Origin of the sequence: Streptomyces thermovulgaris (genome assembly GCF_002155915.1) — a bacterium.
Taxonomy (GTDB): Bacteria; Actinomycetota; Actinomycetes; order Streptomycetales; family Streptomycetaceae; genus Streptomyces; species Streptomyces thermovulgaris.
This window is the reverse complement of record NZ_MUME01000066.1, coordinates 26,872-50,626: the sequence shown is the minus strand read 5'-3', so window position 1 is coordinate 50,626 and position 23,755 is coordinate 26,872. Positions and strand designations below refer to the sequence as shown.

Genomic DNA, 23,755 nt, shown 5'->3' with positions numbered 1-23,755 from the left:
GGCGGACGGCCCCGTGGCGGGGGTGCGGCCCGCGCGCGGAGGGCGGGTCCGGTCCCCGCCCCGGGGCCGTCCGCCCGCGCGGGAACGGCACGCGCGCGAGGAGAGCGGGTGCCGTTGCGCGGGGCGGCCTCCCGGTGCCCGGAACGGGCCGGCCGCCGGAACGGGCCCGGTGTCAGAACAGGCCGGTGTCCGTGAAGTAAAGGACCAGCTGGGGTGCGCCCGACAGGGCGATGCCGAGGACGGCCGTGAGGGAGAGGGCCGCGGTGAGGGGGACCGGGACGCGGTGCCGGGCGGGCTCGCCCTCGGGGGCGCGGAACAGCAGTGCCGTCCACTGCAGGTAGTAGAAGAGCGCGACGACCACGTTGACGGCCATGACCACGGCGAGCCAGCCGAGTCCGGCGCCGACGGCCGCGGAGAAGACGGTGACCTTGGCGAACAGGCCGATGACGCCCGGGGGCAGCCCGGCCAGGCACAGCAGGAAGAAGGCCATCAGCAGGGCGGTCAGCGGGTTGGTGGCGTACAGGCCCCGGTAGTCCGCGACGCGGTTGCGCTGCCTCGTACGGCCCACGAGGGCGGCCACGGCGAAGGCGCCGAGGTTCACGGCGGCGTACATGAGGGCGTAGGCGACCGTGGAGCCGATCGAGCGCTGGGGGTCCTTCGCGTACCCGGCCGCGGCGATCGGCACCAGGAGGTAGCCGGCCTGGCCGACGGAGGACCAGGCGAGCAGCCGTACCGCGCTGTACGCGCGCGTGGCCTGCTGGCGCAGGGCGCCGGCGTTGCCGACGGTCATGGTGAGCGCGGCCAGTACGGCGAGCGCCGGTCCCCAGGCGCCGGCGTACGACGGGAAGGCGACGACGGTGACGAGGATCAGGCCGGTGAAGCCGACCGCCTTGCCGACGACCGACAGATAGGCGGCGACGGGCAGGGGGGCGCCCACGTAGGTGTCGGGGACCCAGAAGTGGAAGGGGACGGCGGCCGTCTTGAAGGCGAAGCCGACGAGCGTGAGGACGACGCCGGTCTGGGCGACGGTGTCGAGCCCGCCGCCGACCTGCTGGATGCGGTCGGCGATCAGGGTGAGGTGAAGGGTGCCGGTGGAGGCGTAGACGAAGCTGACGCCGAGGAGGCTGACGGCGGTGGCGGTGACCGAGGACAGGAAGAACTTCAGGGCCGCGTCGGAGGACCTGCGCTCGCCGTGCCTGAGGCCGACGAGGGCGAAGGCGGGCAGGGAGGCGACCTCCAGGGCGATGATCAGGGTCGCCAGGTCGCGTGCGGCGGGCAGCAGGGCGGCGCCGGCGGCGGAGGACAGCAGCAGGAACCAGAACTCCCCCTCGGGCAGTGCCCCGCGCGCGTCCTTCAGCGCGGTGACCGACAGCAGGGCCGCAAGGAGTGCGCCGCCGAGCACGAGGAACTGGATGACGAGGGCGAAGTGGTCGGCGGTGTAGCTGCACACACCGGCCTGTCCGGTCAGGCAGAACGTGGTGCGGCGGCCGTCGAGGAGGGGCAGCAGCAACAGGCCGGCGGCGGCCAGGCCCGTGACGGAGATCCAGCCGAGGACGGGCTTGCGGCCGGCGGGCACGAACAGGTCGGCGACGAGCACCGCGAGCGCGACCACCGCGGTGAGGGTGGGCGGTGCGATGGCGAGCCAGTCGACGGACTGGACCACCGGCGCGGCCGGCGGCTGGGCCAGGACCAGGGCGCTCATCGGGTGCCTCCTGCGAGGAGCTGCTGCACGGCCGGGTCGGTGAGCCCGAGCAGGGCCTTCGGCCAGAGCCCGGCGAGGACGGTGAGGGCGACGAGCGGGACCCAGGCCGCGAACTCGTGGCCGTGGACGTCGGCGAGCCGGGGCGTCTGCGGCGTCGGGGCGCCCATGCAGACCCGGCGGACCACGATGAGCATGTACGCGGCGGTCAGAAGGGTGCCGAACGCGCCGATCGCCATGAAGGTGAGGAAGGCGGGGCGGCTGAGGCCCTCGGCGGGCTCGAACGAGCCGAACAGGGCGAGCATCTCGCCCCAGAACCCGGCCAGTCCCGGCAGGCCGAGGGAGGCGACCGCGCCGAAGGCGAGCAGGCCGCCGAGACGCGGGGCCCTGCCGTACAGGGCGGCGCCCTGGGTCTTCTCGGCGAGCGCGTCGAGGTCGGTGGTGCCGGTGCGGTCCTTGAGCGCGCCGACGACGAAGAAGAGCAGACCGGTGATCAGACCGTGGGCGATGTTGGCGAACAGGGCGCCGTTCACTCCGGTCGGGGTCATGGTGGCGATGCCGAGCAGCACGAAGCCCATGTGGCCGACGGAGGAGTAGGCGACGAGCCGCTTGAGGTCGCCCTTGGCCCCCTGTCTGGCCAGGGCGAGGCAGGCCAGGGACCCGTAGATGATCCCGACGACGGCGAAGGCGGCGAGGTAGGGGGCGAAGGTGCGGAAGCCGTCGGGGGCGGCGGGCAGCAGGATCCGGACGAATCCGTACGTCCCCATCTTGAGCAGGACGCCGGCCAGCAGGACCGAGCCGACGGTCGGGGCGGCGGTGTGGGCGTCCGGCAGCCAGCTGTGCAGCGGCCACATCGGGGTCTTGACCGCGAGCCCGATGCCGATCGCCAGGACCGCGATCAGCTGCACGGTCGCGGTCAGTGACCGGCCGTTGTCGGCGGCGAGTGCCACCATGTCGAAGGTGCCGGCCTCGATCCCGGTCAGGAGCAGGCCGAGCAGCATGACGACCGAGCCGAGCAGGGTGTAGAGGACGAACCGCCAGGCGGCGGCCCGGCGTCCCTCGCCGCCCCAGCGGGCGATGAGGAAGTACATCGGGACGAGCACCGTCTCGAAGGCGAGGAAGAACAGCAGCAGGTCGAGGACGGCGAAGGTCGCGAGGGTGCCGGACTCGAGGAGGAGCAGCAGCGCGACGAAGGCCTTCGGGGAGGGGCCCGCGGGCGGGTTGGCGTAGGAGTACAGCGCGCAGAGGAAGGTCAGCAGCGCGGTCAGGACGAGAAGGGGCAGGGAGATGCCGTCGACGCCGAGGTGGATGCGCACCTGGAGTGCGGGGATCCAGCTGATGTCGGTGACGGCCTGCATGGTCGACGCCCGGCCGTGGTCGAAGCCGGCCGTGAGGGCGAGCGCGGCGGCGAGGACGGCGCCGGTGACCGTGACGCCGTGCCGGAGCACGGCCTGCTCGGGCGACTTCCCCTTCAGTCCGGGCGGGGCCGGCAGCAGAGCGGCGGCGGCGCCGAGGAGCGGGCCGACGACGAGGAACGCCAGAAGGAACTGCATCACGGACTCGTTGATGTCGATCACGCCTGCTCACGCTCCCGTGGCGCGCAGGACGGCGGCGACCGCGAGGACGACGGTGCCGGCGAGCAACGCGCTCACATAGGTCTGCACATTGCCGGTCTGGGCGCGTCGTACGGCGGCCCCGAGCAGCCGGGGTGCGGCGCCGGCGCCGCGGACGTAGGTCTCGACGACCTCGCGGTCGAGGAACCTCACCAGGCTCGCTCCGCCCCGGATCGGGCGGACGAAGAGGGCCGCGTACACGGCGTCGAGGTGGAAGCCGGCGGCCGCGTGGCGGTGCAGCGGTCCGAGCAGCAGCCGTCCGGGGTCGGCGGGGTCGGGGGCAAAGGAGATGCTCCCGTAGGCGGGTGTGTGGCCGGCGACGGCCTCGGCCTCGACGAGTCCGGCGTCGGCCTGCGGGTGGGCGGCGACGGCGCCGAGGGGGGTGCGGGCGGCGCGTGCGGCGGTGTGCCGCCAGGCGCCGTAGGTGATGACGCCTCCGGCCAGGGCGAGGCCCGTGCCGAGGACGGAGGTGGTGAGCGTGGGGGCCAGGTCGCGGCCGTCGAACCAGGCGGGCAGGTGGCGGAAGGCGAAGCCGCCGAGGGCGAGGGAGGGGACGGCGAGGACCCACAGGACGGCGTTCATGACGAGGGGCTGCCTGCCGTGGTCGGGGGCCTCGGCACCCTGGCCGTGGAAGGCCCGCAGCCACAGGCGCATGGCGTAGGCGCCGGTGAGCAGGGCCGTGACGAGACCGGCGACGAGGACGGTCCAGCCCGCCGCGCCGGGGGCGTGCCCGGTGTGGCCGGAGGCGACGTGTTCGGCGGCGCCGAGGACGGACTCCTTGGAGAAGAAGCCGCTGAAGGGAGGGATCGCGGCGAGCGCGAGGAGGGCCACGGTCATCGTCCAGTAGGCGTCCGGGACGCGGTCGCGCAGGTGGCTCATGCGGGACATGGCGGCCAGCGAGTTGGTGCCGGAGGCGTGGATGACCACGCCGGCGGCGAGGAACAGCAGGGCCTTGAAGGCACCGTGGGACAGCAGGTGGAAGACGGCGGCGCCGCGGTCGGCGACGGCGAGGGCCCCGGTCATGTAGCCGAGCTGGCTGATCGTCGAGTAGGCGAGGACGCGTTTGATGTCGTCCTGGGCGAGTGCGGCGAGTGCCGCGCCGGCCATCGTCACGGCGGCCATGACGGCGAGGACGGTCATCGCGGCCGTGGAGGCCTGGAAGACGGGAAGGAGCCGGGCGACGACGTAGACACCGGCGGCGACCATCGTCGCGGCGTGGATCAGCGCGGAGACGGGGGTGGGGCCCGCCATCGCGTCGGGGAGCCAGGTGTGCAGCGGGAACTGCGCCGACTTGCCCGCCACGCCGGCGAGGAGCAGCAGGGCGGTCACGGTCGGGTGGGGCAGTGCGCCGCTTGCGACGGTGGCGAGGATCTCGGTGATCCGGAAGGACCCGGCGGCGGTGCCGAGCGCGAACAGGCCGATCAGGAACGGCACGTCGCCGAGCTTGGTGACCAGGAAGGCCTTGAGGGAGGCGGCGCGGGCCTCGGGGGTCTCCCAGTAGTGGCCGACCAGGAAGTAGGAGCAGATGCCCATGACCTCCCAGCCGACCAGCAGCACGATCAGGTCGCCGGAGTAGACGACGAGGAGCATCGCGGCGGTGAACAGGGAGACGAGGGCGGCGTAGGAGGGGTAGCGCGGGTCGTCGCGCAGATAGCCCGTGGAGTAGATCTGCACGCAGCCGGCGACGACGGCGACCAGCACGGCGACGAGCGCGGCGAAGCCGTCGATGTGCAGGGCGAGTTCGACGGGGACCGAGCCGGTGGGCGTGAGCTCGGTGGCGGCGTCGACGGCCCGGCCGCCGCCCTGGTCCGCGGCGACCAGCACGCTCAGGACGAGCGACGTGAGGGTCGGCAGGACGGCGACGGGGCGGACGTAGCCGGGGGCGGTGCGGCCGAGCAGCAGGCCGGCCACGGCGCCGAGGAACGGAAGCAGGGGGACGAGGACGGCGAGGGTGGTCGTGGTCACGCGGTGACCTCAGCCTTCTCGGCGGCCCGCGCTCCGGCGGCGTCGCTGTCGGGGCCGTCGTCGGAGTCGTCGGGGCTCTCGGCGGCGTCGCGGAGCCGGTCGATGTCCGCGGTGCCGCGGTTGCGGTGGACGGCGAGGACGATCGCCAGGCCGATGCCGATCTCGGCGGCGGCGATGGCGATGGTGAACAGGGTCAGGGCCTGCCCGGAGTGCAGGGTCTCGGCCGCGGTCCTGCTGAGCCAGACGTCGAAGGCGACCAGGTTGAGGTTGACGGCGTTGAGCATGAGCTCGACGGACATCAGGACCAGGATCGCGTTGCGGCGGGCCAGGACGCCGTACAGGCCGGTGCAGAAGAGGAGGGCGGAGAGCACGGCGGGATAGGCGAGGTGCATCAGCGGCTCCCTTCCTTCGTGTCCTTCGCGTCCTTCGCACTCCGGTCGGTGCTCCGGCCGGTGCTCCGGTCGCCCTGGGCCTGCGGGGTGCGGGCGGCGGTGTCCGCCTTCGCCCTGCGGGACAGGACGATCGCGCCGACCAGGGCGGCCAGCAGGAGGACGGAGAGGGCCTCGAAGGGCAGCACCCAGTTCCGGAAGAGGCTCTCGCCGGTGACCTTCGTGGAGCCGGCGACGGTGCCGTCCAGGTCGATCCAGGTGGTGCGGAAGGCGTCGACGACCACCCAGACCAGGGCGACCGCGGCGGCGACGGCCACGGCGAGGGCGACCCCGCGGTTGCCGGAGTCGGCGTCCGGGGAGCGGCCGATGGGGGCCTTGGTGAGCATCAGGCCGAACAGGATGAGGACGACGACGGAACCGATGTAGATGAGGACCTGCACCCAGGCGATGAACTCGGCGGTGAGCAGGAGGTATTCGACGGCGAGGCCGCCGAGGGCCACCACCAGCCACAGGGCGGCGTGCACCAGCTGCCGGGTGGTGACGGTGACGAGGGCGGCGCCGAAGGTGACCAGGCCGACGAGGAGGAAGGCGATCTCGACCCCGGTCGGGGAGAGGAAACCGGGACCGGCGGCGGCGATGCTCATGCCTCCCCCTCCCGCGGCCCGTCCTGCCCGGCCTGCCCGGCCTGCTCGGCCTGCTGCCGGGCGGCCAGCTTCTCGGCGGTCTTGCGGGCCGCGGCGACCTCCTTGGGCTCCTCCGCGCCGGGGTCCAGGGCGGGCGGGGCCGGCACGGTCCACATCCACTCGCGGAGCCTGTCCCGCTCATGGGTGAGGTCACGGATGTCGGTCTCGGCGTACTCGAACTCCGGGGACCAGAACAGGGCGTCGAACGGACAGACCTCGACACAGATGCCGCAGTACATGCACAAGGAGAAGTCGATGGCGAAGCGGTCGAGGACATTGCGGCTGCGTTCACGGCCGCCGGGGGTCGCCGCCGGGATCGTCTCCTTGTGGGAGTCGATGTAGATGCACCAGTCCGGGCACTCGCGGGCGCACAGCATGCAGACCGTGCAGTTCTCCTCGAGCAGGCCGATCACACCGCGGGTGCGGGGCGGCAGTTCGGGCTGGGTGTCCGGGTACTGCTGGGTGACGGCCCTCCTCGTCATCGTGCGCAGGGTGACGGCCAGGCCCTTGGCGAGGCCGGAGCCGGGAACCGACGGACGGGACCGCTCGGAGGGCGTCGTCGCGGGGCGGTGGTCGGGCGACGGGCGGGACACTACGAGATCACCACCTTGACGATGCCGGTGAGGGCGATCTGGGCGAGGGCGAGGGGGACGAGAACGGTCCAGGACAGTTTCTGCAGCTGGTCCTCGCGCAGCCGGGGGTAGGTGACGCGCAGCCAGATGACGACGAAGGCGAGGACCGCGGTCTTCAGCAGGGTCCACAGCCAGCCGAGTCCGTCGGCGCCCCAGGGTCCGTGCCAGCCGCCCAGGAACAGGACCGTGGTCAGACCGCACAGGACGACGATCCCGGCGTACTCGGCGAGGAGGAAGAGGGCGAAGCGCAGACCGGTGTACTCGGTGTACGCGCCGAAGACGATCTCCGAGTCGGCGACGGGCATGTCGAACGGCGGGCGCTGCAGTTCGGCGAGGCCGGCGACGAAGAAGACGACCGCGCCGACGAGCTGCCAGGGCAGCCACCACCACTGGAAGGACTCGACGATGCCGGGCAGGGAGACCGTGCCGGCCGCCATCGCCACGGAGGCGGCGGCGAGCAGCATGGGCAGTTCGTAGGCGAGGAGCTGGGCGGCGGTGCGCAGACCGCCGAGCAGGGAGAACTTGTTGGCGGAGGCCCACCCGGCCATGAGCGAGCCGAGGACGCCGACCCCCATCACGGCGAGCACGAAGAACAGGCCCGCGTCGAGGACCTGGCCCACGGCGCCCTCACCGGGGCCGAGCGGAATGGCGAGCAGCACCAGCAGGTACGGCAGCAGGGAGACGGCCGGGGCGAGCCGGAAGACGCGGCGGTCCGCGTCCGCCGGGACCACGTCCTCCTTCTGCGCGAACTTCACGCCGTCCGCGATGAGCTGGGCCCAGCCGTGGAAGCCGCCGGCGTACATGGGGCCGAGGCGGCCCTGCATATGGGCCATCACCTTGTGCTCGGTCTGACCGACGATCAGGGGGAAGGTGAGGAAGACCGCGAAGACGATCAGGAGTCGCAGGGCGACCTCGACCGTGCCGTTCACCGCGGGCCTCCTTCGGAGTCGTCGGAGTCGTCGGGGGTGCCGGGCGTGTCAGGGGTGCCGGGTGTGCCGGTTCCGGGACCGTCGGTCCGGGGAGCAGCGGCGTCGGAAGCGCCGGCCTCGGGGGTGCCGGCCTTGGAGGCGTCGTCCCCGGGCTTCCGTCCCGGTTCGGGCCCGGGCTTCGGCTCCGGCTCCGGCCCGGGCTCGTCGAACGCCGGGCGGGCGCGGTGCCAGGGGGCGTCCGAGCCGCGCGGGGCCGCGGGGGCCGCGGGGGTCCGCCGGCCCGCGTCCTGCGCGGCCGCCGCACGCTGGGAGGCCGACCCCTCGGACGCACTCCGCATCCGACGGGGCCGCGCGGCCCCGGCCGGGCCCGCCGGTCCCCGGCCCGGCGCGGCCGGTGCCGCCGGATCCTCCCGGCCCGTATCCTGCGCGGCCGCCGCACGCTGGGAGGCCGACCCCTCGGACGCACTCCGCATCCGACGGGGCCGCGTGGGGCCGCTCTGGCTCGCCGAGCCCTCCGCCGCCGTGCGGGTGCGCCGCACCGGACGGTCGCCCGCCGCACGGGCCGTCCCCCTCGCCGCGCGCGCCGGGGCGGGCGGGAGCTGACCCTTCAAGGGCCCCCACTCGTTGGGGTCGGGGACGCCCGGGGGCAGCATCTGGCGGCGCTTGGGGCCGCCGTGCTCCGACTCGCCCGGTTCCTTCGCCCCCGGCCAGGCCTTGACGACACGGGCGGCCAGCACGAAGTCCTTGCGCAGGGGGTGGCCCTCGAAGTTCTCCGGCAGGAGCAGATGCTCCAGGGAGGGGTGGCCCTCGAAGCGGACGCCGAACATCTCGTGCGTCTCGCGCTCGTGCCAGGCCGCGCCCGCGTAGACCTCGACCGCGGTCGGCAGCACCGGCTCCTCGTGCGGGACCGTCGTCCGCAGCAGCAGGCGCCGCACCGGGCCGAGGGCGACGACATGGGCCGAGACCCGCAGGCCCGTTCCCGGTTCGTCGACCGCGCTCAGCCAGTCGAAGTAGGTGCAGCCCAGCTCGTCGCGGGCGGTCAGCAGGGCGGACACCCATGCGGTGGGCGGTACGTCCACCGTCAGGACCTCGAAGGACTCCTCCGCCGCGGCCCCGGCGCCGAACAGTTCCTCGGCGGGCGCGGGCAGCCAGCCGACACCGCTCATCGTGCGTCCCCCTCACCGGTGGCACCGGCGGCACCGGCGGCCGGCGGCCTCACCGGGCCGCTTCGCAGCGCCGCCGCCGAGGGGCGTGCCGCCCCGGTCCCGTACCGCTCCCCCAACGACTCCCGCGCGATCTTCTCCTGGAGCTTCAGGATCCCCTGGAGCAGCGCCTCGGGGCGCGGCGGGCAGCCGGGGACGTAGACGTCCACCGGGATGATCTGGTCGACGCCCTTGGTCACGGAGTACGAGTCCCAGTAGGGGCCGCCGCAGTTGGAGCAGGCGCCGAAGGAGATGACGTACTTCGGCTCGGGCATCTGCTCGTACAGGCGCTTGATGGCCGGGGCCATCTTGTCCGTGACCGTGCCGGAGACCACCATCAGGTCGGCCTGGCGCGGCCCGGGGGCGAACGGGATCACTCCGAGCCGGATGAAGTCGTGCCGGGACATCGACGCGGCGATGAACTCGATCGCACAGCAGGCGAGGCCGAAGTTGAAGACCCACAGCGAGTAGCGGCGGCCCCAGTTCAGGACGACCTTCATCGGCTCGGGAGCCAGCCGGGCGAGCGCGCCCAGCCTCCTCGGCTCCGGCAGCGGTACCGGTCGGGGGTTCACGTCCATGCCAGGACGCCCTTCTTGTACGCGTACAGCAGGCCCACGGCCAGAAAGCCGAGGAAGACGAACATCTCCACGAGCGTCGTCGCGCCGTAACCGGGGGCGGCGAAGACCGTCGCCCAGGGGAAGAGGAAGATCGAGTCGACGGCGAAGATGACGTACAGGAAGGCGTAGACGTAGTAGCGGACCTGGGTGTGGGCCCAGCCCTCGCCGACGGGGTCGACCCCGCACTCGTACGTCATCAGTTTCTCCGGGGTGGGGACCACCGGGCGCAGCAGCCGGCCCGCTCCGAAGGCGGCGGCGACGAACAGCACGCCCACGGCGGCGAGCAGTCCGACGACCGCGTAGGACTGGAAGTAGTCCGCCGCGACGACGACGGTCGACCCCCGCACTGTCTCGTGCACCGTCCGTCCCTTCGCTCCCTGGCCGCTTCGGCCTGTCCCCCGGACCGGCGGCCCTGGCTTCCGGCCCGGCCGCGGCCCCTGTCTTCCGCATCCTGTGTTCGGCGCTTCGTACGCACCGGAGTCTAGGCCCTGATAAAGGGACGGTAAGCAGTCCTGCACGCCAGGAGGAGCGGGGGTGGGGTTTTCCCCCGCCGGGCAGGGCGGCCGGCCTCATGGCGCGGACCCCCGTCCGCGCGGCACGCTGGCCCGTATGACCGCACATTCCTCCACCGCCGGTCCGGCGGCAGCCGACGCCGAGGACCGTCTTCCTCCGCCTCGTCCCGCCTACGACCTGCCCACCTGGAAGGAGATCACGCATCTCCTGCTGAACCTGCCGGTGACGCTGTTCGGCTTCTGCTATGTGATGTCGGTGCTGCTCACCGGCATCACGATGACGCTGACCGTGATCGGCTTCCCGCTGCTGGCGCTGGGGCTGATGGGGTCGCGGCAGCTGGGCAGGCTGGAGCGGGCGCGGGCCAGGGCGCTGCTCGGAGTGCGGATCGAGGAGCCGAGCCCGCTGCCGCTGGGCCGCACCAAGGGGCTGCTCGACAAGCTGTGGCTGATGCTGAAGGACCCGGTGGGCTGGCGCACGGCGCTGTACGACGTCATACGGATGCCCTGGGGGGTGCTCACCTTCACGGTCACGCTGGTCTCGCTGTTCGTGCTGTGGCCGGTGCTGCCGTTCCTCGCCCGGGTCATGGCGAACGTGGACCGGGCCCTGGTGCGCGCCCTGCTCTCGCCCTCCGACGAGCTGGAGCGGCGGATCGCCGAACTGGAGTCCGACCGGGGGGTCGTGGTCGACACGGCCGCCGCCGATCTGCGGCGCATCGAGCGGGATCTGCACGACGGGGCGCAGGCCCGGCTGGTCAATCTGGCCATGGGCCTCGGCCTGGCCAAGGAGAAGCTGGCGGAGGGACAGGCCGACGAGCAGGTCGCCGCGATGGTCGAGGAGGCGCACGGCGAGGTGAAGCTCGCGCTGCAGGAGCTGCGCGACCTGGCCCGCGGCATCCACCCCGCCGTCCTGACCGACCGCGGCCTGGACGCGGCCCTGTCCGCGGTGGCCTCGCGCTGCACCGTGCCGGTCGAGGTGACGGTCGAACTGGACTCCCGGCCGGCCCCGGCGATCGAGGGCATCGCCTACTTCACCGTCTCCGAGCTGCTGCAGAACGTCAGCAAGCACAGCAGGGCGCGGTCCGCCTCGGTCGACGTGTGGCGGGCCGAGGACCGGCTGATGATCCAGGTCGTGGACGACGGGGTCGGCGGTGCCCGGCTGGACGGCGGGACGGGGATGCGCGGTCTGGCCGAGCGGCTGGACGCGGTCGACGGCCTGTTCGTGGTCGACTCGCCGCCGGGCGGCCCGACGACGGTCACGGCGGAGCTGCCGTGGCGGGACCGCACGGACGGTCCGGGCACGCCGGGCGGAGGAGCCCACGGCAGGAGCGCCCCCGGCAGGAGGTAGGGAAAACCCCCCGTCCAGGACGCCGACACGCTCCATGGTCCCGTCTTCCGCGGCCGAGCAGAGTGGGAGCGCACGGCAAGGCAGAGCCGCGTAGGACGGGCCGCGGGGCCGGGCACGGCAGCGCGACGCGGCGGCGCGGCGGCGCGGCAGGCGGTGCGGCACGGCAGCGGCAGGACAGAGGAGAACGGGACGACGCCGATGGCCACCCAGTACGGATCGCGGTACGGACAAAAGTACGGGCTCCGCAGCGGGGACGGGTCGCACGACGGGACCCGGAAGCGGCGGCACCTGCTGCCCGCCGGGCTGCGGGCGCCGTTCGAGGCGCGCAGCCTGCGCGAGTTCGGACATGTGCTGCTGAGCCTGCCGGTCGGCGTCGCGCTCTTCGTCTACACCGTCACGATGCTGTCGCTGGGCGCGGGCCTGCTGGTGACGTTCCTCGGCGTCCCGGTGCTGGCCGCGACGCTGGCCGGCTGCCGCCTGATCGGCGCTCTGGAGCGGTCGCGGGCGCGCGGTCTGCTCGGTCTGGAGGTGGCCGAGCCGGAGCCGCTGCGGGTGCAGAGGCCGGGCGTCCTGGCCTGGACGGGGGCCCTGCTGAAGAGCGGCTCCTCCTGGCGGGCCCTGCTCTACACCCTGCTGCAGTTCCCGTGGGCGGTGTTCTCCTTCTCGGTCGCGGTGCCCCTCTGGACGATGGGCTGGACGCTGCTGACGTACCCGCTGTGGTTCTGGGCCTTCCCGCTGTGGGCCGGCCAGGGCGGCATCCAGCTCTACGGTGACGAGCAACACGCCGTCTACCTCGACAACCCGTTCGAGATCACGGCGACCGCGCTGGTGGGGCTGCTGCTCACGCTGGCCACGCCGTGGATCGTGCGGGCGCTGACGACGGTGGACCGGGTGCTGGTGCGCGGGCTGCTCGGGCCGTCGCGGCTGTCGGCGCGGGTGGTGGAGCTGGAGTCGGACCGGGGGGTCGTGGTCGACACGGCCGCCGCCGATCTGCGGCGCATCGAGCGGGATCTGCACGACGGGGCGCAGGCCCGGCTGGTCAATCTGGCCATGGGCCTCGGCCTGGCCAAGGAGAAGCTGGCGGAGGACCCGCAGGCGGCGGCGCGGATGGTGGACGAGGCGCACGGCGAGGTGAAGATCGCGCTGCAGGAGCTGCGCGACCTGGCCCGCGGCATCCACCCCGCCGTCCTGACCGACCGCGGCCTGGACGCGGCCCTGTCCGCGGTGGCCTCGCGCTGCACCGTGCCGGTGCGGGTGGAGGTGGACCTGGACTCCCGGCCGGCCCCGGCGATCGAGGGCATCGCCTACTTCACCGTCTCCGAGCTGCTGCAGAACATCAGCAAGCACAGCGGGGCGCGGTCCGCCTCGGTCGACGTCTGGCGGGTGGACAACCGGCTGCTGCTCCAGGTCGTGGACGACGGGGTCGGCGGTGCGGACCCGTCCAAGGGCTCGGGCCTGGCGGGGCTGGCCGAGCGGCTGGACGCGGTGGACGGGGTCCTGGTCGTCGACTCGCCGGCCGGCGGTCCCACCCGGGTGACGGCGGAGCTGCCCTGGCGGCGCTGAGCGCGCCCCGGCCGTGTGTCTCACGGACCACCGCAGGGCGCCGTGCCCGCCCCACGGCGTGGCACGGCGCCCTTCGTCCCGGGCCGCCTCGGGCGCGGCCCGGCTTGCGCGTCCCCCGAGGCGGCGCGCGGTGTGACGCAAGACACGCGACGTGCCGTCGCGCGGATGCGGCCGATGTGCCGGTCCGCCGGACACGCATCCGCCCATGTGGCCGGACATGTGGCGGACTTGTGGCCGGATGTGTGGCCTCGTGTGCGGTCTTCTCCTCTTCCCCGTGGCCCGTGCGCGGCCGCGGTCGCATGCTGGAATGCTGGACCATGTCGTATGCGGCGTATGCGACGGCCGGCGAACGCGACGAACGACCGACGAACGGGGCTGTGGGGGGCCGAAGAGCGTGGAGGACAGGGTGCGGGTGGTCATCGCCGAGGACTCAGTGCTGCTCAGGGAGGGCCTGACCCGGCTGCTGACCGACCGCGGACACGAGGTCGTGGCCGGCGTGGGCGATGCCGAGGCGCTGGTCAAGACCATCACCGAGCTGCACGAGCAGTCGGCGCTGCCCGATGTCGTCGTGGCGGACGTACGGATGCCCCCGACGCACACCGACGAGGGGGTGCGGGCCGCCGTCCAGCTGCGCAAGGCGCATCCGGAGCTGGGCGTGCTGGTGCTGTCGCAGTACGTGGAGGAACGGTACGCCACCGAGCTGCTGGCCGGCTCCAGCCGCGGGGTGGGCTATCTGCTCAAGGACCGGGTGGCCGACGTCCGGGAGTTCGTGGACGCCGTGGTGCGGGTCGCCCGGGGCGGTACGGCCCTGGACCCGGAGGTGGTCGCCCAGCTGCTCGGACGCAGCCGCAAGCAGGACGTGCTGGCCGGGCTCACCCCGCGGGAGCGGGAGGTGCTGGCCCTGATGGCCGAGGGCCGGACGAACTCGGCCATCGCCCGGCAGCTGGTGGTGAGCGACGGGGCGGTCGAGAAGCACGTCAGCAACATCTTCCTCAAGCTCGGGCTGGCCCCGAGCGAGGGGGACCACCGGCGCGTTCTGGCCGTGCTCACCTACTTGAACTCATGATCGTCGGGCGTTGTGCCGCATCGGCCGGTCCGTCTCAGCACGGCGTCCAGTATGCGAACGGTCCAGGGAAGGTGACCCTGACCGACGTAGGGTTGACTCCGGGAAGGTCTTCGGGAAGGCCGCTCCCACACAGCAGCCTCGAGGGAGGTCCAGTTCAGTGACCAGCCAGGTCAGCAGTCCAGCGGAGCAGGCCGACGGAGCGGCCGCGGGAGAGCGGCGCAAGGCGGCCGGGACGAAGGACGTCCGCCGCCTGAACCGGGTGATCATCCGGTTCGCGGGCGACTCCGGCGACGGCATGCAGCTCACCGGCGACCGCTTCACCTCGGAGACGGCGGCCTTCGGCAACGACCTGTCGACCCTGCCGAACTTCCCGGCCGAGATCCGCGCCCCCGCAGGGACCCTGCCGGGTGTGTCCTCCTTCCAGCTGCACTTCGCCGACCACGACATCCTGACCCCCGGCGACGCGCCGAACGTGCTGGTCGCGATGAACCCGGCCGCGCTGAAGGCGAACATCGGCGATCTGCCGCGCGGCGCGGAGATCATCGTCAACACCGACGAGTTCACCAAGCGCGCGATGGCGAAGGTCGGCTACGAGTCCTCCCCCCTGGAGGACGGGTCGCTGGACGGCTACCGCGTGCACCCGGTGCCGCTGACCACCCTGACGGTGGAGGCGCTGAAGGACTTCGACCTCTCCCGCAAGGAGGCCGAGCGCAGCAAGAACATGTTCGCGCTGGGCCTGCTGAGCTGGATGTACCACCGGCCCACCGAGGGCACCGAGAAGTTCCTGAGAAAGAAGTTCGCCAAGAAGCCGGAGATCGCGGAGGCGAACATCGCCGCCTTCCGGGCGGGCTGGAACTTCGGCGAGACGACGGAGGACTTCGCGGTCTCCTACGAGGTCGCCCCGGCCTCCAGGGCCTTCCCCGTCGGCACCTACCGGAACATCTCCGGGAACCTGGCCCTGGCCTACGGTCTGATCGCCGCCTCCCGGCAGGCGGACCTGCCGCTGTTCCTGGGCTCGTACCCGATCACCCCGGCCTCGGACATCCTGCACGAGCTGAGCAAGCACAAGAACTTCGGTGTGCGGACCTTCCAGGCCGAGGACGAGATCGCCGGCATCGGCGCCGCGCTCGGGGCCGCCTTCGGCGGTTCGCTCGCCGTCACCACGACCTCCGGTCCGGGTGTGGCCCTGAAGTCGGAGACCATCGGGCTCGCGGTGTCGCTGGAGCTGCCGCTGGTGATCGTCGACATCCAGCGCGGCGGGCCGTCCACCGGTCTGCCGACCAAGACCGAGCAGGCCGACCTGCTGCAGGCGATGTACGGCCGCAACGGCGAGGCCCCGGTTCCGGTGGTCGCTCCCCGCACCCCGGCCGACTGCTTCGACGCCGCCCTGGAGGCGGCCCGGATCGCGCTGACGTACCGCACGCCCGTCTTCCTGCTCTCCGACGGCTACCTGGCCAACGGCTCCGAGCCGTGGCGCATCCCCGAGCTGGACGAGCTGCCGGACCTCACCGTGCAGTTCGCGCAGGGCCCCAACCACACCCTGGACGACGGCACCGAGGTGTTCTGGCCGTACAAGCGCGACCCCCAGACCCTGGCCCGTCCGTGGGCGATCCCCGGCACACCGGGCCTGGAGCACCGCATCGGCGGCATCGAGAAGCAGGACGGCACCGGGCACATCTCCTACGACCCCGCCAACCACGACTTCATGGTCCGCATCCGGCAGGCCAAGGTCGACGGCATCGAGGTGCCGGACGTGGAGGTCGACGACCCGGACCAGGCACGCACGCTCGTGCTCGGCTGGGGCTCCACCTACGGACCGATCACGGCCGCCGTGCGCCGGCTGCGCGCGGCCGGGGAGTCCATCGCGCAGGCCCATCTGCGCCACCTCAACCCCTTCCCGCGCAACCTCGGCACGGTCCTGAAGCGTTACGACAAGGTGGTGGTCCCCGAGATGAACCTCGGACAGCTCGCCACGCTGGTGCGAGCGAAGTACCTGGTGGACGCGCAGTCGTACAACCAGGTCAACGGCATGCCGTTCAAGGCCGAACAGCTCGCCCAGGCTCTCAAGGAGGCCATTGATGGCTGAGACGTCCACGGAAGGCAGGGGCACGATCGAGGCGCTCTCCCTGGTCCCGAAGGCCACGGCCAGGCAGTCCATGAAGGACTTCAAGTCCGACCAGGAAGTGCGCTGGTGCCCCGGCTGTGGCGACTACGCGATCCTCGCGGCCGTCCAGGGCTTCATGCCGGAGCTGGGCATCGCCCGGGAGAACATCGTCTTCGTCTCCGGCATCGGCTGCTCCTCCCGCTTCCCGTACTACATGAACACCTACGGGATGCACTCCATCCACGGCCGCGCCCCCGCCATCGCCACCGGCCTGGCGACCTCGCGGCGCGATCTGAGCGTATGGGTGGTGACCGGTGACGGCGACGCGCTGTCGATCGGCGGCAACCACCTGATCCACGCCCTGCGCCGCAATGTGAACCTCAAGATCCTGCTGTTCAACAACCGGATCTACGGTCTGACCAAGGGGCAGTACAGCCCGACCTCCGAGGTCGGCAAGATCACCAAGTCGACGCCGATGGGCTCGCTGGACGCGCCCTTCAACCCGGTCTCGCTGGCGATCGGCGCGGAGGCGTCCTTCGTGGCGCGGACGATCGACTCCGACCGCAAGCACCTGACCGAGGTGCTGCGTGCGGCGGCCGCCCACCCCGGCGCCGCGCTGATCGAGATCTACCAGAACTGCAACATCTTCAACGACGGCGCCTTCGACGCCCTCAAGGACCGTCAGCGGGCCCAGGAGGCCCTGATCCGCCTGGAGCACGGGCAGCCGATCCGCTTCGGCGCGGACGGGAGCCGCGGGGTCGTGCGCGACCCGGCGACCGGCGATCTGAAGGTCGTCGACGTCACCCCGGAGAACGAGTCCGAGGTCCTCGTCCACGACGCCCACGCGGCCTCGCCGACCACGGCCTTCGCGCTGTCCCGGCTGGCCGACCCGGACACCCTGCACCACACGCCGATCGGTGTGTTCCGCTCCGTCGACCGCCCGGTGTACGACACCGAGATGGCCGACCAGCTGGACCGGGCGATCGAGCAGCGCGGCAAGGGAGACCTGGCGGCACTGCTGGCCGGCGGGGACACCTGGACGGTCGTCGGCTGAGAACCCGCGGCAGCGGCACCCCCGCCTGTCATGACCGTATTGCGGTACGGGCATGACAGACGGGGGTGTCCGGCGTTACCTTCCTGTGGGCGGCGCCGCGTGCGGCGCCATGGGCCGCGCGCACGCGGACAGAGGCATCAGGGAGGAACCGCTTGAGCGGGAAGTCGAGGGGCGAGCAGCGCACCGGTCTGCTGAACGGCCTGGCCGCCTACGGGATATGGGGCCTCGTCCCCCTCTTCTGGCCCCTGCTCATACCCGCCGGGGCGGTGGAGATCCTCGCCCACCGCATGGTGTGGTCCCTCGTCTTCGTCGCCCTCACCCTGCTCGTCGTGCGCCGCTGGGCCTGGGCCGGCGCACTGCTGCGGCAGCCGCGCAGACTGGGCCTCGTCACGGTCGCCGCCGCGGTGATCACCGTCAACTGGGGGGTCTACATCTGGTCCGTGAACAACGGGCACGTCGTGGAGTCCTCCCTCGGGTACTTCATCAACCCGCTGGTCACCATCGCGATGGGCGTGCTGCTCCTGAAGGAGCGGCTGCGGCCCGTGCAGTGGGCGGCGGTCCTCCTCAGCGCCGTCGCCGTCGTGGTGCTCACCGTCGGCTACGGCCGCCCGCCGTGGATCTCCCTCTGCCTCGCCTTCTCCTTCGCCACCTACGGCCTGGTGAAGAAGAAGGTCGGCCTGGACGGCGTGGAGTCGCTGGCCGCCGAGACCGCCGTGCAGTTCCTGCCCGCCCTCGCCTATCTGCTGTGGCTGGGCGCCCAGGGCCGCTCCACCTTCACCACCGAGGGCGCCGGGCACGCCGTCCTGCTCGCCTGCACGGGCATCGTGACCGCCCTGCCCCTGGTCTGCTTCGGCGCCGCCGCGGTCCGGGTGCCGCTGTCCACCCTGGGACTGCTGCAGTACCTGGCCCCGGTCACCCAGTTCCTGCTGGGCGTTCTGTACTTCCACGAGTCCATGCCGCCCGAGCGCTGGGCCGGGTTCGTCCTGGTCTGGCTGGCCCTGACCCTGCTGACCTGGGACGGACTGCGCACGGCCCGCCGGGCGGCGGCGCCCAGGGTCCGGGCCGGGGCTCCCCGCGCGGCGTCGGCGGCGGATCGAAACCCGGTGGACGCGTAGCGGCCGCCGCGGGATCCCGGCCCGCCGCACGCGGGTCCACGGCCCCTATGCGGTGATGTCCTTCGTCGTGAACCGTGCCCAGGCCGCCGAGCCGAACACCGCCGTGTACAGGGCCTGCACCTGGAGGTTCCTCACCAGGTCGTCCCAGTGGACCGGGTCGCGCACGAGGTCGGCGAAGGACAGCCAGTAGTGGGAGAAGAGATACGGCTGGACCGCGTGGAGCTGGGGGATCTGGTCGAGTATCTGGACGGTGATCAGCAGGCCCACGGTCGCGGCCATCGCCGCGATCCCGCTGTTGGTCAGCGTCGAGACGAACAGGCCGAGCGCGGCGAGACCGGTCAGGGACAGGGCGACCACGAGGGCGATCAGCAGCGCCCGGCCCAGGCCCTCGGTAAAGCCGATCCGGGTGCCGGAGATGGTGGTCAGGTCGCCGAGCGGGAAGAGCAGCGCCCCCACGGCGAGCGCCGAGACGGCGACCACGAAGGTGGCGGCCAGGCAGAACGCCACCGTGGCGGCGTACTTGGTCAGCAGCAGACGGGTGCGGCCGGCCGGGGCGACCAGCAGATAGCGCAGGGTGCCCGCGTGCGCCTCCCCGGCGATCGCGTCGCCCGCGATCACGCCGACGGCCATCGGCAGGAAGAACGGCAGGGTGACGGCCAGCGCGGTGAACACCAGGAACAGCCCGTTGTTGGTGATCTGCGCGACGAACGCCGGTCCCTCACCGCCGTCCCCGGGGCCCGCCGGTGAGCCGTCGCTCGTCTCGATCCTGACGGCCGCCCCGATCAGGACCGGTACGGCGGCCAGCACGCCCAGCAGGGCGAGGGTGCGCCAGCGCCGGAAGGTGGTGGTCAGCTCGCTGCGCAGCAGCCCGAGGGTCCGCAGCGGGCGCGGGCTGCGGACGGCGGTCTCAGCCCGCGACATCGAAGCCCTCCCCCGTGAGTGCCACGAAGGCGTCCTCCAGCGAGGCCCGTTCGAGCCCGAAACCGCGGACCCGGACGCCCGCCGCCACCAGCGCGGCGTTCACCTCGGCGAGGTCGCGCTCCGGCGGCTCCCCGGTCACCCGGTCCTCGTCGACGACGACGTCGCCGGCGCCCTGCTCCTTGAGCACCCGGGCCGCCTCCCCGGTGTCCGGCGTGGTCACCACCAGCCGGCCGCGCGCACCGGCGGTCAGCTCGGCCACCGCGCCCTGGGCGATCAGCCGTCCCCGGGCCATGACGGCCGCATGGGTGCACACCTGCTCGATCTCGTCCAGCAGATGGGAGGAGAGGAAGACGGTGGTGCCGTCCGAGGCCAGCTCCCGCACCAGGGAGCGGATCTCGCGCATGCCCTGCGGGTCGAGACCGTTGGTCGGCTCGTCCAGGACGAGCAGGTCGCGCGGCTGGAGCAGGGCCGCGGCCAGGCCGAGGCGCTGCCTCATGCCCAGGGAGTACGCCTTGACCTTCTTGCCCGCCGCGGCCGTCAGACCCACCCGCTCCAGCGCGGCGGCGACCCGGGTGCGCCGGGTGCGGGGGTCGGCGGTCGGGTCGGCGGCGTCGTAGCGCAGCAGATTGTCCCGGCCGGTCAGAAAGCCGTACAGGGCCGGGCCCTCGATGAGCGCACCGACCCTGGGCAGCACGGCACGCGAGGAGCGGGGCATGGGGTGCCCCAGCACGCGCGCCGTGCCGGAGGTGGGCTCGACGAGCCCCATCAGCATGCGGATGGTGGTGGTCTTGCCCGAGCCGTTCGGGCCGAGGAAGCCGAAGACGCTGCCTGCCGGGACGGTCAGGTCGAGGCCGTCCACGGCGAGCTGTCCGCCGCGGTAGCGCTTGGTGAGCCCCCGGGTGCGGATGACGCCGTCGTCCTCTTCGTCCATCGGCTCCCTCGTCTCGTCGTGCCCGCCGCCCGCGGGCGTCACCGCTCGCTGTTCGCCGCCTTCACCAGTGCTTCCTTGGTGACGGCACCGACGTAGACCTTGCCGTCGTCCGTCATCAGGGCGTTGATCAGACGGGTGGAGAAGACCGTGCCCTTGCCGAACGCGCCGGAGACGCGGTCGCCGAGCGAGGAGAGGAAGCGGCTCGGGTCCCCGTGGCCGAAGGCCCGCGGGGTGCCGTCCTCGGTGCCGGAGGCGCCGGAGTCGAACACGGCGACGGCGTTCCAGCCCTCACCGATGATCTTCGGTCCGCCGCTCCTGGCGAGGCCCTTCCCGGCCGGGCCGAGGTCCCGGGAGTGCGCGTCCTTCCCGGGCTCCTTCCCGGCGTCCTTGCCGCGGTCCTTCTCCTCGGTGATCCTCGCCCCCTTGGGCGGGGTGAAGTCGAAGGCGGAGGCGGCCGGCTTGTCGTAGCTGATCCGGGTGAAGCCCGCGTCCACGACGGCGGCACCGCCGCTCGCCGGGGTGAGCGTGAACTTCAGCGGCAGCCCGGTCGCGGCGTCCACCGCGATGCTGACCGCCCCGACCGTGGTGCCGGAGGCGTGCTTCGGCTTGACGACCAGCCGGTAGGCGTCGCGTCCGGCGACCTGTGCGGTGCCGTCCACCGTCACCGAGGTGGTGTCGTCGACCGACTTCAGGAGCTGGTCGGCGAAGTCCTTGGGGGTGGCGGGCACCTCGCTCCTGTGCTTGTCGTGCTTGTCGTGCGTGCGGCCGTCGTCCTCCACCGTGCCGTGGAAGACCTCGTTCGACCTGCTGTCGTAGCCCCAGACGTCCTTGCCGTTGTGGATGAGGCTGTACTCGGCCGCGTCCTCGATCAGCGAGATCTTCTGCCGGTCCGGCCCGTCGGTCGCGACGCGTACGGTGTGCGTGCCGAAGGCCAGTTCGGTCAGCTTGGACTTCGGGTCGGCCGACGATCCCTCACCGCCCTTGTCGGCGCCCGAGATCAGGCCCTTCTCCAGGCCGCCGAGGTCGGGCAGGCCCAGATCGGTGCTGATCCTGACCGTGCCGGACATCTGCTGGACGTCCGACCTGGCTATTTTCTCGATGAGTTGCTGCGCGGTGATCTTCGGCAGGTCGGGGCTGCCGGAGTCGGCGATGGCCGGGACGAGCCCAATGGTCGCTGCCGCCATGCCCACCACCGCGACCGGGACGGCATAGCGCACGGCCCTGCGCCGCCCCGCGGGCCGGCCGTCCGCCTCCTCGGCGCCGATGCTGTCGTCGGATCCGTACGGTGCCATGTGTGCCCTACCTCCGTCGTCGGCGGCGGCTGTCCTGCGAGCTGGATCCACTCCGAGCCGCCATTCTCACCCGAATCGGTGAGGAGTGATGCTGTTCGTGGTATCCATCTGACCAAATCGGCGGTGAAGAGGCGTCAGCCCCCGGAGCCAACTCGCCTACGCCTGCGGTATGACACGAGGGGCACTGCGGCCCCGTCGTCCCGTAGGGGTCGGTGGGCGAACGCCACCCGATCGGAGCAGCCGGACGGATCGCACGATCATGAACCGGCCGGACCCGCCGGACACCTTCCGGCCGGTTCGCCGGGACTGGCCCGTTCGGGTTGCCCCGCCCCCTTCACCCCACCCGGGCAATCCGGGCGATCCGGGGCGATCCGGCTCGCACCAGGCCGCTCCGGTCCGCTTCGGCGGGGCCTGACCCGGTCTCATCGGGCCGGCTCTAGCCGGCCCGGTGCACCACCGCGTCGCACAGGTCGATCAGTGCGTCCTTCGCGGTGCAGTCGCGCAGCGGGGCCAGCACGGCACGGGCCTCCTCGGCGTAGCGCACGGTGTCCCGGCGGGCCTGCTCCAGCGCCGGGTGCGTGCGCAGCGCCGCCAGCGCCTCGGCGTGCCGCGCGTCGTCGCTCAGGTCGGAGTCCAGCAGCTCGCACAGGGCGATGTCCTCGGCCAGCCCCATCCGCGCCGCGCGCTCGCGCAGCCGCAGGACCGGCAGGGTGGCAATGCCCTCGCGCAGATCCGTGCCGGGCGTCTTGCCGGACTCGTGCGAGTCGGAGGCGATGTCCAGGACGTCGTCCGCGAGCTGGAAGGCGACGCCCAGCCGCTCGCCGTACTGGGTCAGCACGTCCACGACCGTCTCGTCGGCGCCGGACATCATCGCCCCGAACCGGCACGACACCGCCACCAGCGATCCGGTCTTGCCGCTGAGCACCTCCAGGTAGTGCTCGACCGGGTCCCGGCCGTCCTGCGGGCCGGCCGTCTCCAGGATCTGCCCGGTGACCAGCCGCTCGAACGCCACGGCCTGCACCCGGACCGCCTCCGGTCCGAGGTCGGCGAGGATCTGCGAGGCCCGGGCGAACAGGAAGTCACCGGTCAGGACCGCCACGGAGTTGCCCCAGCGGGTGTTGGCGCTGGCCACTCCGCGGCGCACCGCGGCCTCGTCCATCACGTCGTCGTGGTACAGCGTCGCCAGATGGGTCAGCTCCACGACCACGGCCGCCGGTACGACGCCCGGCGCGTACGGGTCGCCGAACTGCGCCGCGAGCATCACGAGCAGCGGCCGGAACCGCTTGCCGCCCGCCTTGACGAGATGCTGGGCGGCCTCCGTGATGAACGGGACCTCGCTCTTGGTGGCCTCGAGCAGCCCTTCCTCGACAGCCGCCAGCCCGGCCTGGACATCGGCTTCGAGAGCCTGGTCCCGCACGTTCAGCCCGAATGGCCCGACGACGGTCACGAGGGGTCTCCTGTCTGCTGGTGTCAGCTGGCGGTCACGCAGTTTGTCGATAGGTCGCTGCCATCACTCGAGTCAGCGTATCCGGTCAAGTTTCGATCACGGATGGCGCCCACCGATACGAACCGGACGGCATCACCCGACGTGACCACCATCACGTCTCTCTTGCGCGGCCCGCACGGACATTCACCGCACCGTCCGATTCGCCCCTCATTGGGAATAAAATTCCCGTTGAGGAAAATTACTCCCCGCCCCGCCGGATCGTGAATTGGGTCACTCGCACCTCTTCACCCATTTCTCCGCATTCCCTTCCCCTTTCCCCTTTGCCCGCAAGCCAGTTGGGCTTTTCTCGGCGCAAAGGATCAAGCGCCTCATACACCTCTGATCAAGGCCAATCAGGGCGATACATGAATCGGACCCTTGTTCCGGACATGTGCGCTCGCATACCTTCCCGGCCGACGGGCGGACGCCGAATCCTGCCGCCGCCCGTGAATCCATCGACCGAGTCACTCACGGCAGGAGCGGGGGACCCAGGTAAGCCGCCGGACCGGGCGCGTACGCCCCGTGGTGTACGCCGCATCGGACCGGCTCGGGGTGAAGCCGTGCCCTCGGGCGCGGCCGGGCACCTCCCCGCCCGAACCCGACAGCTCACCTCGCAGGCGGCGGAGAGGAACACGTC

Annotated in this window: 20 protein-coding genes and 1 riboswitch; of the genes, 6 read left to right on the top strand and 14 right to left on the bottom strand. The window is 72.3% G+C overall.

Features of this window, described 5'->3' with window-relative positions; all coding sequences use genetic code 11:
* Positions 1-172: 172 nt before the first annotated feature.
* The 10 genes from CCN35_RS07105 to CCN35_RS07060 form a co-directional block, all read right to left on the bottom strand.
* The gene (locus CCN35_RS07105) at positions 173-1,702 is read right to left on the bottom strand and encodes an NADH-quinone oxidoreductase subunit N (RefSeq protein ID WP_067398652.1); all 1,530 of its coding nucleotides are present in this window, start codon (positions 1,700-1,702) and stop codon (positions 173-175) included.
* Positions 1,699-3,276, bottom strand: coding sequence for a complex I subunit 4 family protein (locus tag CCN35_RS07100; protein ID WP_067398649.1), 1,578 nt, complete (start codon positions 3,274-3,276; stop codon positions 1,699-1,701). Before CCN35_RS07100 ends, CCN35_RS07105 begins: the two co-directional genes overlap by 4 nt.
* A 6-nt stretch (positions 3,277-3,282) precedes the next feature.
* A complete protein-coding gene (locus CCN35_RS07095) occupies positions 3,283-5,277 on the bottom strand; it encodes an NADH-quinone oxidoreductase subunit 5 family protein (RefSeq protein ID WP_086791886.1) in 1,995 nt (664 codons plus the stop codon).
* A complete protein-coding gene (gene nuoK, locus CCN35_RS07090; protein ID WP_067398644.1) occupies positions 5,274-5,669 on the bottom strand; it encodes an NADH-quinone oxidoreductase subunit NuoK in 396 nt (131 codons plus the stop codon). Before nuoK ends, CCN35_RS07095 begins: the two co-directional genes overlap by 4 nt.
* A complete protein-coding gene (locus CCN35_RS07085; RefSeq protein WP_067398642.1) occupies positions 5,669-6,310 on the bottom strand; it encodes an NADH-quinone oxidoreductase subunit J family protein in 642 nt (213 codons plus the stop codon). The genes nuoK and CCN35_RS07085 overlap by 1 nt, the downstream gene beginning before the upstream one ends.
* On the bottom strand, positions 6,307-6,831 hold the full coding sequence (locus CCN35_RS07080; protein WP_067398701.1) for a 4Fe-4S binding protein: 525 nt from the start codon (positions 6,829-6,831) through the stop codon (positions 6,307-6,309). Before CCN35_RS07080 ends, CCN35_RS07085 begins: the two co-directional genes overlap by 4 nt.
* Before the next feature lie 110 nt (positions 6,832-6,941).
* Positions 6,942-7,910, bottom strand: a complete 969-nt coding sequence (locus CCN35_RS07075) for a complex I subunit 1/NuoH family protein (RefSeq protein WP_086791884.1) — start codon at positions 7,908-7,910, stop codon at positions 6,942-6,944.
* A complete protein-coding gene (locus CCN35_RS07070; protein WP_086791882.1) occupies positions 7,907-9,076 on the bottom strand; it encodes an NADH-quinone oxidoreductase subunit C in 1,170 nt (389 codons plus the stop codon). The genes CCN35_RS07075 and CCN35_RS07070 overlap by 4 nt, the downstream gene beginning before the upstream one ends.
* Entirely contained in the window at positions 9,073-9,690 is a 618-nt protein-coding gene (locus CCN35_RS07065; protein WP_067398636.1) for an NADH-quinone oxidoreductase subunit B, read from the bottom strand. The genes CCN35_RS07070 and CCN35_RS07065 overlap by 4 nt, the downstream gene beginning before the upstream one ends.
* On the bottom strand, positions 9,681-10,088 hold the full coding sequence (locus tag CCN35_RS07060; protein WP_067398633.1) for an NADH-quinone oxidoreductase subunit A: 408 nt from the start codon (positions 10,086-10,088) through the stop codon (positions 9,681-9,683). Before CCN35_RS07060 ends, CCN35_RS07065 begins: the two co-directional genes overlap by 10 nt.
* Before the next feature lie 250 nt (positions 10,089-10,338).
* Between CCN35_RS07060 and CCN35_RS07055 the strand changes: the two genes are divergently transcribed.
* The 6 genes from CCN35_RS07055 (at position 10,339) to rarD (ending at position 18,488) form a co-directional block, all read left to right on the top strand.
* Positions 10,339-11,586, top strand: coding sequence for a sensor histidine kinase (locus CCN35_RS07055; RefSeq protein ID WP_086791880.1), 1,248 nt, complete (start codon positions 10,339-10,341; stop codon positions 11,584-11,586).
* A gap of 198 nt (positions 11,587-11,784) precedes the next feature.
* Positions 11,785-13,149 carry a sensor histidine kinase gene (locus CCN35_RS07050; RefSeq protein WP_067398628.1) on the top strand — a complete coding sequence of 455 codons (1,365 nt, stop codon included), beginning with the start codon at positions 11,785-11,787 and terminating at the stop codon, positions 13,147-13,149.
* A 394-nt stretch (positions 13,150-13,543) separates the two neighbouring features.
* Positions 13,544-14,215, top strand: coding sequence for a response regulator transcription factor (locus CCN35_RS07045; protein WP_067398625.1), 672 nt, complete (start codon positions 13,544-13,546; stop codon positions 14,213-14,215).
* Between the two features lie 157 nt (positions 14,216-14,372).
* On the top strand, positions 14,373-16,301 hold the full coding sequence (locus CCN35_RS07040; RefSeq protein ID WP_067398623.1) for a 2-oxoacid:acceptor oxidoreductase subunit alpha: 1,929 nt from the start codon (positions 14,373-14,375) through the stop codon (positions 16,299-16,301).
* Positions 16,294-17,373, top strand: a complete 1,080-nt coding sequence (locus CCN35_RS07035) for a 2-oxoacid:ferredoxin oxidoreductase subunit beta (protein WP_086791879.1) — start codon at positions 16,294-16,296, stop codon at positions 17,371-17,373. The genes CCN35_RS07040 and CCN35_RS07035 overlap by 8 nt, the downstream gene beginning before the upstream one ends.
* A 152-nt stretch (positions 17,374-17,525) precedes the next feature.
* A complete protein-coding gene (gene rarD, locus CCN35_RS07030) occupies positions 17,526-18,488 on the top strand; it encodes an EamA family transporter RarD (protein ID WP_169721339.1) in 963 nt (320 codons plus the stop codon).
* Positions 18,489-18,533: 45 nt separating this feature from the next.
* On the opposite strand, the gene CCN35_RS07025 is transcribed toward rarD, so the two are convergent.
* The 4 genes from CCN35_RS07025 to CCN35_RS07010 form a co-directional block, all read right to left on the bottom strand.
* Positions 18,534-19,409 carry an ABC transporter permease gene (locus CCN35_RS07025; protein ID WP_067398619.1) on the bottom strand — a complete coding sequence of 292 codons (876 nt, stop codon included), beginning with the start codon at positions 19,407-19,409 and terminating at the stop codon, positions 18,534-18,536.
* Positions 19,396-20,340: an ABC transporter ATP-binding protein gene (locus tag CCN35_RS07020; RefSeq protein ID WP_067398698.1), complete on the bottom strand. Its 945-nt coding sequence runs from the start codon at positions 20,338-20,340 to the stop codon at positions 19,396-19,398. The genes CCN35_RS07025 and CCN35_RS07020 overlap by 14 nt, the downstream gene beginning before the upstream one ends.
* A 38-nt stretch (positions 20,341-20,378) precedes the next feature.
* Positions 20,379-21,632 carry a LolA family protein gene (locus CCN35_RS07015; RefSeq protein ID WP_067398617.1) on the bottom strand — a complete coding sequence of 418 codons (1,254 nt, stop codon included), beginning with the start codon at positions 21,630-21,632 and terminating at the stop codon, positions 20,379-20,381.
* 436 nt (positions 21,633-22,068) lie between these two features.
* Positions 22,069-23,079: a polyprenyl synthetase family protein gene (locus tag CCN35_RS07010; protein WP_086791877.1), complete on the bottom strand. Its 1,011-nt coding sequence runs from the start codon at positions 23,077-23,079 to the stop codon at positions 22,069-22,071.
* A 486-nt stretch (positions 23,080-23,565) separates the two neighbouring features.
* Positions 23,566-23,751: riboswitch (cyclic di-AMP (ydaO/yuaA leader) on the top strand.
* The last annotated feature ends 4 nt before the right edge of the window (positions 23,752-23,755 follow it).